Source organism: Patulibacter ginsengiterrae (assembly GCF_056269115.1).
Window position 1 is genome coordinate 1 of sequence record NZ_JBWDOG010000049.1, and the last position, 598, is coordinate 598.

Here is a 598-nt window from a genome sequence, read left to right on the forward strand (position 1 = left end):
TCTGTAGCAAAAATATATTACGTGCATCTGGATAACCAGGTTATTCGACACCAATCACATGATTCTGCCGCATTAATAACGTCGCCAACATATATAATCCATGCTGACTCCCTACGGTTAACAAGATTTCGTTCTCTTGAGCCATGATGCCTCGCGTGGGCAAAATATGCTGACGGATTGCATTTATGAGATAAGCGTCGTCCCCCTGTTGAGTAATATCTTGTGACCATATTGAGGCATCTTTTGCAGATAAGGCACGTAATGCACATTCCCTCCAAGCTGAAGCAGGAAAGCTTTCCGCATCTGGCTGACCATAAATAAAAGGATAGGAATAATTCATCCAATCACTTGGTTTAGTTAAATGCCTTTGTGCTGAAGGTCGTATACAAAAGCGAGCACCCCAGGTCGTCGCTTTTGATGTAGTCCGAATGGTTTTACTCTCACTACTATCAATCTGGAAATTTAAACAGACAAAATGTCCACTCCGCTGTTTAGATTCCAAAATTCGCTCAGCAACCAATTGTTGATACGCAATGGTGACCGTATTTCTACCAACACCCAGTTGTTCAGCTAAATCTCGGCTAGAAGGTACCGCCAT

The 598-nt window shown here is 42.6% G+C and carries 1 pseudogene; it reads right to left on the bottom strand.

What is annotated here, in order from left to right:
• Positions 1-43 precede the first annotated feature (43 nt).
• Positions 44-598: pseudogene (locus ACVUH9_RS22245) on the bottom strand (GntR family transcriptional regulator); the annotation flags it as partial.